9 protein-coding genes and 1 pseudogene are annotated in these 13580 nt (G+C 54.3%); 6 read left to right on the top strand and 4 right to left on the bottom strand.

The genetic code is table 11. From position 1 onward, the window contains the following. Window positions 1-56 precede the first annotated feature (56 nt). Window positions 57-701: a TetR/AcrR family transcriptional regulator gene (locus DC3_RS12005; RefSeq protein WP_222594752.1), complete on the bottom strand. Its 645-nt coding sequence runs from the start codon at window positions 699-701 to the stop codon at window positions 57-59. A 69-nt stretch (window positions 702-770) separates the two neighbouring features. Here DC3_RS12005 and DC3_RS12000 point away from each other — a divergent pair, with 69 nt between their 5' ends. After that, window positions 771-1634 (top strand): NAD(P)H-binding protein, encoded by an 864-nt coding sequence (locus tag DC3_RS12000; RefSeq protein WP_146884615.1) that lies wholly within the window; start codon window positions 771-773, stop codon window positions 1632-1634. 70 nt (window positions 1635-1704) lie between these two features. Here the strand turns inward: DC3_RS12000 and DC3_RS11995 are convergent, their stop codons facing one another. Next, a complete protein-coding gene (locus tag DC3_RS11995; protein WP_146884614.1) occupies window positions 1705-2667 on the bottom strand; it encodes a sugar-binding transcriptional regulator in 963 nt (320 codons plus the stop codon). A 60-nt stretch (window positions 2668-2727) separates the two neighbouring features. Further along, a complete protein-coding gene (locus tag DC3_RS11990) occupies window positions 2728-5790 on the bottom strand; it encodes an EAL domain-containing protein (protein WP_146884613.1) in 3063 nt (1020 codons plus the stop codon). A gap of 307 nt (window positions 5791-6097) precedes the next feature. Between DC3_RS11990 and DC3_RS11985 the strand changes: the two genes are divergently transcribed. Next, entirely contained in the window at window positions 6098-7057 is a 960-nt protein-coding gene (locus DC3_RS11985; protein ID WP_146884612.1) for a hypothetical protein, read from the top strand. Between the two features lie 25 nt (window positions 7058-7082). Here DC3_RS11985 and DC3_RS11980 read toward each other — a convergent pair whose 3' ends face one another. Beyond that, a complete protein-coding gene (locus DC3_RS11980; protein ID WP_146884611.1) occupies window positions 7083-7367 on the bottom strand; it encodes a hypothetical protein in 285 nt (94 codons plus the stop codon). A gap of 548 nt (window positions 7368-7915) precedes the next feature. On the opposite strand from DC3_RS11980, the gene DC3_RS11975 reads away from it, so the two are divergent. The 4 genes and pseudogenes from DC3_RS11975 to DC3_RS11950 all read left to right on the top strand — a co-directional run bounded on the left by DC3_RS11975 (window position 7916) and on the right by DC3_RS11950 (window position 13384). Further along, complete coding sequence (locus tag DC3_RS11975) at window positions 7916-8656, top strand: hypothetical protein (protein WP_146884610.1); 741 nt, start codon at window positions 7916-7918, stop codon at window positions 8654-8656. A gap of 99 nt (window positions 8657-8755) precedes the next feature. Next, window positions 8756-10066: pseudogene (gene tnpC, locus DC3_RS11960) on the top strand (IS66 family transposase). Window positions 10067-10173: 107 nt separating this feature from the next. Then, window positions 10174-10566, top strand: a complete 393-nt coding sequence (locus DC3_RS11955) for a hypothetical protein (RefSeq protein WP_146884606.1) — start codon at window positions 10174-10176, stop codon at window positions 10564-10566. Window positions 10567-11407: 841 nt separating this feature from the next. After that, a complete protein-coding gene (locus DC3_RS11950; protein ID WP_186815984.1) occupies window positions 11408-13384 on the top strand; it encodes a VWD domain-containing protein in 1977 nt (658 codons plus the stop codon). Window positions 13385-13580 lie beyond the last annotated feature (196 nt).

The raw sequence follows: 13580 nt of genomic DNA, 5'->3' as shown, positions 1-13580 counted from the left end.
CACTCAGTTCAGCCATTTTGACCATTGAACAATGCGGGCGAGCAGTAGGGTTTATCTCATGGGGCTGTGCACACGGCCATCAGGTTGTCCAGCACAAGTTTCTTGTAGGTCCTGAGCAGTGCCCTGCCTTCTTCCTCGTCCAGCGTCAGGGTAAGCCTCACTGCGGTGGCGGTCAGTTGCATGGTCAGCAGAGACACCCGCTGAAGTTCAGTTTCAGACTGATCTGGAAAAAGGCGCAGCAGGACTTTTTGCATCATTTCGGTGTGGGACTGCATGTCAGCAGCGTCCAGGGCTTGCAACTGGGGGTCCACCTGGGTGGCTCCCCAGAGGTCTCGCATGACCGGTTCATCAAGGTACATCTGGTGGTACTCATCAACGATGGTCTCAAACGCTGCTTTGAGGTCTGCCATCGAGTGAACCTGGGAGAGTTCGCGTTCCACGCACTTGCGACCTTCGGCATTGTAGTGTTCTGCGAGCGCACCAATGATGGAGCCCCGGTCTGGAAAGTACTGGTACAGGGACCCGATGGAGATTTCTGCTTTTTCAGCCACCTCGCTCATGCGCAGGTTGAGGCTGCCCTGCTCTGCGATCAACTGCCTCGCAACATTGAGGATGCGTTCCACCCGTTCAATGCTGCGACGCTGGGTGGGGATGCGGCGAACCTGTGGGCCAGGGGTGGGGGGGGTTCCGGAGTCTGCCATTGACATCCAGAATATGAGGATTTATCATGTTTTTCAAACGTGAGTATTCCTCATGTTTTGGAGGTTTGCATGTCAAATGAACTGAACGTTCCATCTGGACAGCCCATTCTGGTCATTGGTGGCACCGGCAAAACCGGCAGACGGGTGGTGCAGCAACTTCAAACCCTCGGTCATGAGGTGCGCAGCACCTCCCGTTCTGGTCCTCACCCTTTCGACTGGGAGAAGCCCGAAAACTGGTCCTCTGTGCTGCAAGGGGTCAAGAGGGCCTACCTCACCTATTCCCCGGACCTCGGCATTCCCCAGGCCGCTCCGGCCATTGCAGCTTTTGCCGAAGAAGCCCTTAAGCATGGCGTGGACCGACTGGTGCTCCTCTCAGGCAGGGGAGAAGATGGGGCATTGAGAGCAGAACAGGCCCTGCAAACTTCTGGTGTCCGCTGGACGGTGGTGCGGGCCAGTTTCTTCCAGCAGAACTTCAGCGAAAGCTTCCTGCTGGACGGCATCCACTCTGGAAAAGTGCTGCTCCCCGAGGGCACGGCTCCCGATCCCTTCATAGACGCAGAAGACATCGCCTCTGTGGCCGTCACTGCCTTGTTCTCGGACCATTGCACAGGTGAGGTGCTGGAAGTGACCGGCCCCCGTGCCCTGACTTTTGCAGAAGCCACCCAGGAAATTGCCCTCGCCACGGGCCGCCCAATTGAATACCACCCGATTCCCATCGAGGTTTTCGTGGGGGCCTTGCAACAACAGGGCTGGCCTCCAGAAATGGTGGCTTTGATGCATGAACTGTTCACTGAGGTCCTGGACGGCAGGAATACGCCAACCACCGATACAGTGGAGCGTGTGCTCCGTCGCCCTGCTCGGGATTTCTCGGAATATGCGAAAAGGACAGCTCAGGCTGGGGTGTGGAACCCAGGACCTGCCGTTGGGGTGTGAAAGCAGAAAGGCTTATGCTACATCCTCAAAAGCCTTCAGCCTTTTGCTTTCTGCCCTGGGCAAAGCCCCATCAAACCACCCCTCCGTACCCCAGAACTTTGCGGACCGTTTTGTCATCCACGATCAGTTCACTCATCAGACGTCCCCTGAGTGCACCCCAGAGGGCCAGGGCCTTGCTTTCTCCTGCAACAATGCATACGGCCCCTTTGCGGTTTTTGAAGAGGCTGAGGTCCGGTCCACTGGCCCGGTCGTTCAGGGGGATGCCATCGAAACTGCCATCCTCCCGGAAGAACACCGTGGCAATGTCTCCGACCACGTTCATCTGCTGCATGTCCTTCAAATCCTGGGGGTCCAGATAATTGGCAGCATACACGTAACTGAGCACGCTGGCTTTTGCGCTGCCAATGGAGTACAGCAACAGGTCTGCCTGCTGTTGCAGGTCCAGAACGCGTCTGATGCTGCGTTCACGCCACAGGGCCTGTTTGGTCTCTGAATAGTCAAAAAAGGCTGGAATCGGGAAGGGATTCACCGAGGCCTGATAGTTGTCTCCGAAGCGTTGCAGCAGACCCAGAGCGTGATCACTCATGAAGTTGGTGGGGGTGCCAGAACCATTCAGTTGCACCAGTGTGACCCCGGGGATGGGTTTGGGAATGAGGTGCTGTGATACGGCATTGAGGGTGGTACCCCAGGCAATCCCCACGGTCATTCCAGGCTGAATCAGCATGCCCATGTGGTTGGCTGCGTACATGGCAACCCGGCGCATGCATTCTGCCTCGTTGGCGTTTTCGGGTGTGGGAATGACGTGCACCCTCTCCAGTTGAAAGTGTTCCCTCAGCAGGCCTTCCAGGGTGCGGGTGGGCTCGCGGGGGTCGTGGATGCGGATTTCCACCAGTCCGTTTTTCTTGGCATGGGTCAGAAGGCGGCTGACTTTGGGCCTCGACAGTCCGAGTTCTTCTGCAATTTTTTCAGTGGTGAGGTTCTGGTAGTAGTACAGGCGGGCCACCTGCACCGCCAGATCGTCCTGGTTCTGCATGCCTTCACTCTAGGCTTTTCTGCAGGATGGATCAAATGTTCAGAGGATCATTACGATTGTTCACAATTGCGATGGAGGAAGCGGTCTGGAAAAATGGTATCCCTGCGCTTCGCTGCATCCCAGAGACTGCAAGTACACCAGCTGGTCCACGGTCTCTACGCCTTCTGCAACCACATTGAGCCCCAGGCTCTGGGCCATCAGGATGATGGTGCGGACCAGTGGAGCATCACTGGACCCAGACTGAACAGCATTCACAAAGGAACGGTCGATCTTCAGGGTGTCGATGGGCAATTCCTGCAGGTACTTCAGAGATGAATATCCTGTCCCGAAGTCATCGATGGAGATCCTCACCCCAAGGTCCCGGAGCTCACTGAGGCGTTCTTTGACCATCTTCACGTCGTGCATCACCACGCTCTCGGTGACTTCAAGTTCCAGCCACTCCACTCCCAGCCCGCTGGTTTGCAGGGCACTTTTGACGGTTTTCACAAAGCTGGAGGTGGCGAACTGGATCATGGAGATGTTCACGGCGACCCGCACAGGAGGCCTGCCCATCCGTTGCCATTCGGCATTTTGCCTGCAGGCTTCATGGATCACCCAGGCCCCCAGGGCGGTGATCAGGCCAGATTCCTCGGCCACGGGGATGAAACGGTCGGGTGGGATGAACCCACGCTCGGCGTGAATCCAGCGCAGCAAGGCCTCATGCCCCACGGTTTCCAGGGTTTGCAGGTCTTTGATCGGCTGGTAGTACAGCTGAAATTCACCCCTCTGCAGGGCATATCTCAGTTCTGTTTCCAGTGAAAGCCGCTCTCTGGCCTTTTCTGCCAGTTCCGGGGTGAAGCTCTTGATGTCGTTTTTCCCTGAGGCCTTGGCCCGGTACATGGCGGTGTCCGCATGCCTCAGCAGGGTGCTGACGTCCTCTCCGTTGTCTGGAAATACACTGATCCCGATGCTGGCCGAGATGAAGAGCTCGTGCATGTTGATGTGAAAAGGGGCGCGCAGCAGGTCCAGAAACTCCTGTGCCACCTGCACAGCATCTGCAGGGTCCCGCAGGTTATTGAGGATCATGGCGAATTCGTCTCCGCCCATGCGGGCAAAAGAATCGCTCTCACGGGTGCGTTCCTTGAACCGCTGGCTGAGGGTGTGCAGCAACAGGTCCCCAATGTGGTGGCCCAGCGTGTCATTCACATTCTTGAACCCATCGAGGTCGATGAAGAGCAGGGCCAGTTTTGTCCCAAGGCGTTTCGCACGTGCAATCGCCTGTTTGAGTTGCTCCTCGAACAGCAGACGGTTGGGCAGGTTGGTCAGGGGATCATGGTAGGCCAGATGCTGAATCTGGTCGATGAGTTGCCGTTGTGCCAGGGCAAGGGCCACCTGATTGCCAATGCTCATCAACCAGTCCACATCGCTCTCGGTGTAGTCCGGGTCCTGCATGTTGTTCAGTGCCGTGAGGGTTCCCATGGGTTTGCCCTGATAAATCAGGGGCACCACAATCAGTGAACCAATGTCCCTTTTTGCGCGGTGTTCCTGTACTTCCGCCCCTTCTCTTTCATCTGGCACGCCTTTCAGGGAAAGGGTGGGACGGTGTTCCCGCAGGACCCAGCCTGTGAGACCTGCATTCAGCTCATGAAAGGGAATGATGGGCAGAGGAGCTGCATCCTGTGCTGTGCTGGCTGCAAAGTCCACGCTCTGTTGCTCGAAATTCATGATGTAGATCAGGCACCAGCGGGCAGGCATGGCCTGCATGACGCTCTGGCAGATTTGCTCCAGCAAGGCTTCCTGGGTGCCCTGGTGGTGCAACGTCTGGCTGACCTGATACAGGGCCTGTGCCCGGACCAGATCCCGTCTGGTTTTTTCATGCAGCTCTGCATTTTCCAGGGCAATCCGCAACTGTTCGGACACCCGCTGGATCAGGTTCAGGTCCTGCTGTTCAAGAGGGCGATTTTTGCTTTCCACCACCAGAGCGCCCACGACCCGCTGCCCTGAGAACACGGGAACACTGATGCAGGACCGCACCCCTGGCATGGCTTCCACGTAATCTGTTGCCCCCTGAACATCTTCGATCAGGAGGGCCTTTCCTGTGCGCAGCGACCACCCGGCAGCACTGCCCTCAGCAGGCACGGTGAGGGGCAAATCTTCGTACCCCCGGTAAGCCACCCGCAAAATACGGTCTCCCTCAGGGACGGTCATGATCACCAGGGTGTAGCCCAGTTGCTCCGCGATGGCTTCCACCACCGCGTCATAGAGGGCAGAGCGCTCCAGTTTGTTGGCAATGGCCTCCTGCACCTGGTTCAGCAGGGTCAGTTCTCGGGCTTTGCGCTCTGCCTGCTCCAGAAGGGTTCGATATTCGGTCTCTCTGGTCTGCAGGGCATGCTGGGTTTCGTGCAGATGGGTCAGGTCAGAGGTCACCCCCAGAACCAGATCCAGAGGCTTTCCTCTGCGGTACACAGGCTGTTTGGTGGTGTAAAGCCAGCGCCTTTGTCCTTTTGCATCTGTGATCAGGAAAGGTGGGAATTTTCGGGCCTCTTTGTGCTGCAGGACCTCACGGTCCTGGGCCTCGAAACGTTCCACATCCTTTGCGTTGGGGTTGATGTCCCCTACAGTTTTTCCAAGCATGCTTTCTGGGGTCTGCTGGTACAGGTCGGCCATTGCCTGATTGACCAGTGTGAACCGTCCTTCACTGTCCTTGACAAAAATCAGGCTGGGATCGCTGTCCAGGATGTTCCTCAGAAACTCATGTTGCTCCTCAAGGGCTTCTTCCATGGTGCGTTCACGGGTGACTTCATGGGCATAACAGAGCGTGCCCCAGGGCCGTCCAGCGTGATCTTTCAGCAGCATCCGTGTGGCTTGCAGCACGTGAAGGTTTCCTTCGAGCTCCACCTGGACCTCAGAGAGCAAGGTCTGAAGGGCAGGAGAAGGTGTTCCGATCTTCCATTCAAAGACAGGAAGATCGTGAAATGCTTCGGGACAGTTGAACGGGGTCTGCCCTGACCTTTTGTTTGCAGTTTGACCCATTGCCCTGACATAAGCTGAACTGATCAGCACCGGCCTGCCTTGCAGGTCATGGACTGCAATCCAGTCGGGGGTCAGGTCAAGAAAGGCACCGAGCAGGGCATCCGCATGCATAATGTCACCATTATGTCAGGATGGGTCTCTCAGAAAGATTTCCTGATGCAGGAATTCCCGGGAATCATGCCTTGTTTTGACTCAGGGAAATCCCTTATTCTGGCCTGTTCTTGTGGCACCAGGGGCAAAAGGCAGAACAGGAAACTGAAGTCCTTAAACTTCTCCACCTTTAGGAGGAGAAAAACCCCTGCCTTTCGCATGAGGAAAATTGTCCCGAACAGATCCAGAATGTCCTCATGAACAACACATCTGCACCCACCGATTGCTGCAAGTCCACCCCATTTCTCACCTCCAGGGACGTGGTGTCATGACTTCCCACCCCCAGATTCGATCCTCCAGAACCCTGAAATGGGTGTCCGGTGCCTCGCTGATTCTGGTGCTGATTGCAGCAGTGGGCCTCTTTGTAGACCCCAGACAGATCCTGGGCGCACCTGCCTGGAGCAAAACCCTCAAATTTGCCATTTCACTTTTTCTTTACGCCTACACCCTCAACTGGGTGACCACCGTTCTGCCCCAGAAAGCAAAACTGGTCCGGGGCCTTTTCAGGGCGACCAGTGTCATTCTGGTCCTGGAAGTGATCCTGATCGTGATTCAGACCGTGCGGGGTGTGCCCTCCCATTTCAACGTGTCCACCTCCTTCGACACCATCATCTGGGGAGCCATGGGAAGCATGATCTCGGTCTTCTGGGTGCTCAGTTTTGTGGCTGCAGTGCTGGTGCTGTTCCAGCGCACCTCAAACCCTGTGGTCACCTGGAGCATCCGTCTGGGCCTCATCCTGTCCCTGGTCGGGTTCATGGAAGGCTACCTGATGGCCTCTCCCAACCCCCTCCAACAACAGGCCCTGCAGGCAGGTCAGCAACTTGACCTGATCGGCGCTCACACGGTTGGCGTGTTGAAAGATGGAGGCAAAGGACTTCCCATCGTTGGCTGGAGCACCGAACACGGCGACCTGCGCATTGCCCACTTCATCGGGACCCACGCCCTGCAGGTGATGCCCCTCCTCGCCCTCTTCCTGATTGGACTGCGCAGAAGGTGGCTGCAGGACCGTCAACGCATCCAGCTTCTGCTGGTGGGCGCGGCAGGATACCTGGGCCTCATGGGCCTTCTGGTCTGGCAGGCCCTCAGAGACGAATCCATCCTGAATCCGAGCAGCCCCATTCTTTACTCTGGCGGTGGACTGCTACTGGTGATGGGTGTGCTGGTCACAGGAATTGTGGTCTCTGCCCGAAACCAGCTGAAACTGCGCAGGCCCCTGGCAACGGATTGAGGAACACTTTACGTTCAGAGGAAGTTCACTCAGTGACTTCCTCTTTTGGCGTTTTCTGCCTGCAATGGGCTGCATCTGGTCCTGATCTGTTTTCCTCTGAATGAAAGAAAGTGCCATCACTTGACTTGATGTCAAAAAGAACAGCATCATCACATATGCCAATATTTTCTTGGATTCTTTTGATGTTCCATTGACGTGCAGCGAGAAGCGGAAACCCTTTCACCTCCCCATAAGCCACATGGATGAAATCATGACCACCTGATGCTTTAAGGGAAATCCCTGATGTATTGGCATGGATACGGGCGTGCACAATTTATTGTGTCTTGAGCAGTATTTTCTTTGATATTCTATTGATGTGTCCTGAACAGGATCACAGAATAAGGGGGCCTATGATATATCGATCAAAGTATGGTATTTTCCTTCCTTTTTTTGGTGCAGCTGCACTTTCCGCCTGCAATTGGTTTGCGCCAGCACCTCCAGCTGAAAAGACTTCAGAGCAGGTGAATGCCGTTCAGGCCCAGACCTTACAGGACCAGTTGCTGCGTGGGATCACCTCACAGGATGTGGTCTCCCTGAATGGTCGCTCTTCCCTCCGTGACGGTGCATCACTGCATGGGAATCTGGGGTTTGTGTTGAATGGACAGAGCATTATCACAGGGTTGGTGACTGCAGCATCGTCTGCAATACTTCAGTTTCTAGTGAGTACATATGTATTGTTTTGCCCTTAAAAGCACAATCCCTCTGGTCTTGTGGGGGTGGTTGGGATGCGCATTTGGACTGGTATCCCTCCCATCACCCCCAACCCCTACACCTGTTCCTTTCTCAGACTCTTACCTGCACTTCTCTGGAATCTACCTGTTGAACAACAAAATTTATTATGTCGATCGGGCCGGGAACTTGAAAGCTTATGGGAAAGGCACCCATGCCACCCTTCAGAAAAGCGTTCAAGCCATTCTGGTCTACCAGCAAAAACTCTATGTCGTGGATGAGCAGGGTCTCCATCAGGGCAGACAGACCTGGAAGATGCACCCAGAGGCCCACCTTGATGCCCTGTATCGGATTCAAGATGCCCTTCTGGTGGCCTACAGTTACAACGACTGCCAGAAAATGGTTTCCCTGAATGCCAACCAATTGAACAAGGTGTTCTGGACCAAAGACACCTGTTCTGGAAACAGTTCATACGATCAGGTGCAGTATGCTCCAGATCATGTGTCTGTGGTGAACAGTGGAGCCACCACCACCCGAAAAGACCTCGACATCCACACAGGGGCGAATCTGTGCGACGTGCCAGAGCGTTCTCAGACGTGCTCTGTGCAAGGGGACACCACCGATCCCTATTATTATCCCACCAACTGTTTGCTTGATCAGTCCCCTTCCAGAGCACTTCAAACACGAGCTGAAAGTACCTTTCAGCTGCTTGTTCCTGCTTCAGAGAGCATTGAACACATTTTGTACTGTGAAACCACAGCAGTGGCCCTGACCCTGCAATTCACCATTAGGCCCGCACCTCAAAAGCCTCTGGAGATCTGGAGGGTGTACTTTATGTCTGGGGAAAACGTAACTGCTCAGCAGGAGGGATTGACTTTTCAATCCGGGTAGAATAGAGCCACTGTGGAAGAACCCTGTCCCAACTGCATTCTGCTGGAAGCTCGATTGGAGGAGCAAGCTGCCCAAATCGCAGACTTGCAACACCAGTTGATGGATTTGCAACAGCAGTTGAAAGCCCTGCTCCAGTGGGACAGTGGGAATTCCAACCAACCACCCAGCCAGGACAAACCCTGGAAAATCGTTCTGAGCGACGAAAAAGTGACCAGTCCAGTGGGGGACAAAAAGGCCACAAAGGCAAAACGCTGAAAATGAGCGAGCACGTTGATCAGGTGGTGGTGATCCCGCTCGAGGGAAGGTGTGGTTGTGGGCAGGTCTGGGACGACGAAGAGGTCGAAGCCTACCGTGCCAGGCAAGTGCATGACCTGCCCGAAATCCGTCTTCTGGTCACCGAATATCAAGCAGAAGTCAAAACCTGCCCCCATTGCCAAAGTCAGGAGCAGGCTAGCTTTCCCGAGGATGTCCCTGGACAGGTGCAATATGGACCCCGCTTGCATGGACGTGAATATGACCGTAGGGCACTTCCTGCCCCTGGAACGCACCTGTGAGGTGCTGGAGGATCTGTGTGGTGCGAGCCTCAGTGAAGGCTCGCTGGTTTTGGGTCAACAGGTGGCGGCCCAGCGTCTGCTGGCTTTTGAACACCAGCTCAAAACGGCTCTGCAACAGGAGAAGGTGCTCTACGCCGATGAAACTGGCAGCAAAGTCTCCGGGAAACTGCACTGGATTCACGTGGTGTCCAGCAATCTGCTCACCCTATACGCACACCACCAGGGTCGAGGAGTGGAATCCGTCAAACACATGGGCGTGCTGCCTGAGTTTAAGGGAATCCTGATGCATGACGCGTGGGGGATGTACTTCAAGTTGCCCGCTGAGCACGCGTTGTGCAATGCCCATCTGCTGCGGGAACTGAAAGGACTGGCGCTTGAGGAGCAGCAAAACTGGGCGGGAGAACTGCGCTCTGATTTGCAGCAGATCTACCACCAGCACAAAGAGGGTGTGCTCACCGAGCAAGTAAAGCAGGCGTTCAAGGCACGTTTTAATGTTCTGGTGGAACAGGGTTTGAAGGTCAATCCTGCAAAGGAGCCCAGGGCAGGAATACGGGGACGGGTGAAACAGAGTGCTGGGCGCAATTTAGCCCTGAGATTACAAAAACACCAGAGGGCAGTGCTGAGGCTTCTGGAAGACCCCGAAATACCGTTTGACAACAATCAGGCGGAAAGGGACATTCGAATGATATGTGTGAAACGCAAGGTGTCTGGGGGGGTTCGCTCGGAGGGAGGTGGGGAGGGGTTCTGCCGGATTCGCAGTTACCTTTCGACGCTTCGCAAGCAGGGTTTAAATGCTTTGTTGGACCTGATCAGCATTTTCCAGTGTCGTCTGCTGCTCCCTCAGTTCTCGTGCTGAGCAGTTACCTGGATTTTTTATATCTTGAATTGACCTTAAATGGTACAATGAGGTTGATTTGTTGCCAAGTAATTTGTGCCAAGTCAAATTCTCTTGATGGGGTAGATATGAAGCTATACAAAGTACTTTTAGTGTTGGGGTGTCTGGGAACTTTTGTAATGGGTTGTGTGAGGCCACAGAGTGATAGTGGTCCTGCTAACCAAATTGTTGAGAACAGTATACCCACACAGGACACATTGCTTAAAGACATAAACAAAAGTCAACGTAAGATCTTTGAAAAAATAGTCAAATACTTTGATAAATTTAACAAAGAACATGATTTACCGAATGAAAAACTAGATGAGAATAAATTCAACTTTTCGATATTTGATAAAGGAGATAATTGGGAATTTCGCATATATGAGCTCCCCCCTGCTGGTGTGATTTGGCCTGGAGGTAGTACGGTTGTTTTAATTAGAAAGAAGGACTTGGAAATTCTAAAGGTTGTGCCTGGAAGGTAAAATGAAAATCCTAATAATTTGTATATGGATTGCGCTTTCGTTGGCCAAAGCCATCAATGTCAGCACTCAAGATATGCTAAATAATAATGATATAAAAAATGCTTTGGAAAATGCGTGGCAAAAAACGATTTCCAATCCTCGTGATCTCCATGAAGAGGGAGGCTGGATTTATCAGAATGAAGGCAATACTGGATCTAAATACAGCATAGTGCAGTGGCCCAGAGGACCAAGATGTTCAGCCATTGGTTCATGCCACATCCCTCCTATCGATCCAGAGTATTTGGAAGGATACCGCTTGGTTGCGTTCTATCATACCCATCCTCCTGATTTTGTTGGTCAAACGGACGAAGATCGTTTAAAACAGCTGGCTGGCCCCAGCAGTAGGGTGACCAATGGAGAACCTGCAGATGTGGAATTCGCCAGAGCTTATGGGGTAGCAGGCTTGTTGCGTTCACCTTTGGGTCGAACTTCTTATGGTAGTTTTAACCCAAACATTTATCCAGATCGGGCCAAACTGGACCCTCCGGTCTTTGATCCTCCCAACCCCAGAGGACTTGTCGGTAGTCAACTCAGGTTTAAGATCATCATGAGAAACTCTGGATGGAAAAACCTGCAAAGAGTCATCATTAAGTTTGGAGATTATACCAGTCCTTCTTTCCCTTTGCCTGCTTTGACTTCCGCACAAAGTACAGCCACATATTCGTGTATACAGGCGGGTAGATTTGAATTAAAGGTTGTGGTGTACAGTAATGAACTCAATCAACCTAAAAATTCCAGTTCGGTCACCATGACTTGTTCCAATCCGCCCAGGGTGAAAAACAGCGTGGTTCCAAATCCGATTGTGAATGAAGCACCACAGGAGTGTAGCACCACCAAAACCACCATACACAAGCGGGACACCCTCAGTTCCATCGAAGAGCTTGAGGGTTGGACTCTCCTGGAATTCCAGGCTTACCTCGATGGGACCCCCCTCAGCTCTGCATCACAGCCTTCAGCTGCATCCAGCGTGGTTCGCCCCCAGAGCATTCTGGTCAAGCCCATCAGTGGTTCTACTGCAACCCCAGGCACCCATGTGCTGGGAACCGTGCTGGTGGCCACCAAAGATGGGGAGCAGCACACCTTCACAGACCGAAAAACCTTTGAGGTTTCCCCTCCGACCGTGGAAGTGTCCCCCCGTCCCTGCTCTGATCAAGCTCCTGGTGAAGGCACCTCTTTTGGAGATCCTCACCTGCAATCTTTTGATGGCACGCAGTACAGTTTCCAGGCGGTTGGGGAATTCGTGCTTGCCAGATCCACCCTCTCTGGAGACCCTTTTGAAGTGCAGGTGCGTTACACCCCTGTGCAGGCCAATGTGTCAGGCAATGCTGCCCTCGCGGTGCGAATCGGGCAGGACCGGGTGGGGGTTTATGCCAATGTCAATGCCCCAGCCACCGTCAAAATCAACGGTGAAACCATCCATTCCACAGACCCCTGGTGGAGCCGCACCCTTTCCAGTGGAGCCACGGTCACCCTGAAGGATGCCCTGTTCACCCTCTCGACAGCAGATGGCAAAATGATCACTGTTTTCCTGCCACCGGGCGTTCTTGGCACGGTTTCGCTGCATGTGCCTGCGTCTCAGCAGGGGCAATGGGTGGGGTTGCTCGGCAATTTCGACCACAATGGGGTGAATGACTTCCAATTGAAGGATGGGACGCTGCTTCCCTACTACCCTTCAAACCATGATTTGTACCGGCGGTTTGGAGAAAGCTGGCGCATCACCCAGCAAGAAAGCCTGTTTGATTATGAGGCTGGAACCTCCACCCAGACCTTCACCGACTCCTCGCAGCCCAGCCTGACGGTGAACCTCAGCCGGTTCCCAGCCGAAGAGATTTTGCAGGCAGACCGCATCTGTCGGGAGGCAGGGGTGATCAGTCCGGGAACCCTGGACAGTTGCATCTTTGATGTGGTGGTCACCCAGGACCCGGAGTGGGCCGCAATGTCCCGATTTGCAGATCCCAGAGCAAAACAGGTGACCGTCCACCCTGGGGTTCTGGAGGTGACCACCGGACAGACTGCAGTGTTGAAGGCCCTGGTTCCGGTGTTGCTTGACGACCGTGAAGTGCTGTGGGAAGCCTCTGAGGGCACCCTCACTGTTTTGCCGAAGAACGCAGTGGAATACACTGCTCCAGCCACCCCTGGAACGTACACCCTTACTGCCCGACTGAAAACCGATCCACAGGTCCAGTTCTCTGTGCCTGTGGTGGTGAAGGCCCCTGCGGTGTACAAGATCTTCCTGGACTGGCCGAAAGGGGCAGCGTCTTCTGATCTGGATGCCCACCTGTGGTTGCCCTCCAGCCGCAAGTACCACGTGTATTACGCTCGACCTGGGGACGAGGACAGCCAGGCCACCCTGGAGCGGGATCAGGCGCGGGAGGGAAGTGCACCGTCTGAGATTCAAAAGCAGGTGGTGCTGCCAGACGACTACATCATCAAGGGGGATGAGCGGATTGATGCCAGAGAGATGGAGAAAGTGAAACTCAGGGTGCTTGCTGTGGAGGGGCATTACGAGTACTGGGTGCATGCCCTGAACGGGAGCCTGTCGGGGGCCACCGTGTACCTGACGGATGTGGACAACCAGTGGCTTGAGCAGGCGGAGGTCCCAGAAGGGGCGAGTGGGGTGTGGTGGCATGTGTTGAATCTGGATGCCAGGAGTGGGCGGGTGACCTGGGTGAATGAGGTCAAGGGCCTGGTGGAACCGTACTGGGATCAGGGGTGGGATTGCGCTGTGCCCGAGATGGCGACCCCCAAACCCATCTGGACCCCCTGCCAGCCGCACTGATGGTTTGAATTGTAGAAACTGCCCTGAAACACGAGGGCAGTTTCTTCTTGTTCAGGAAGCATGAAAAAGGTTGTACCACAGGAGAAAAGAAGAAAGAGTTCCCGTTCACAGTGCATTCACAATTCCATCCATCTGCATTCACCCGCCCAGACCTATCCTGATTCCAACGCTGCTGAACAGCGCGAAAGGAGAATCA

The sequence above is a fragment of the Deinococcus cellulosilyticus NBRC 106333 = KACC 11606 genome (assembly GCF_007990775.1).
Classification (GTDB): domain Bacteria; phylum Deinococcota; class Deinococci; order Deinococcales; family Deinococcaceae; genus Deinococcus_C; species Deinococcus_C cellulosilyticus.
Note: the sequence above shows the minus strand (reverse complement) of the source record. Positions and strands in the feature narration are given on the sequence as shown.

Coding starts and splice junctions, on each gene's coding strand:
- DC3_RS12005 (WP_222594752.1), bottom strand. CDS start 701: ATGGCAGACTCCGGAACCCCCCCCACCCCTGGCCCACAGGTTCGCCGC.
- DC3_RS12000 (WP_146884615.1), top strand. CDS start 771: ATGTCAAATGAACTGAACGTTCCATCTGGACAGCCCATTCTGGTCATT.
- DC3_RS11995 (WP_146884614.1), bottom strand. CDS start 2,667: ATGCAGAACCAGGACGATCTGGCGGTGCAGGTGGCCCGCCTGTACTAC.
- DC3_RS11990 (WP_146884613.1), bottom strand. CDS start 5,790: ATGCATGCGGATGCCCTGCTCGGTGCCTTTCTTGACCTGACCCCCGAC.
- DC3_RS11985 (WP_146884612.1), top strand. CDS start 6,098: ATGACTTCCCACCCCCAGATTCGATCCTCCAGAACCCTGAAATGGGTG.
- DC3_RS11955 (WP_146884606.1), top strand. CDS start 10,174: ATGAAGCTATACAAAGTACTTTTAGTGTTGGGGTGTCTGGGAACTTTT.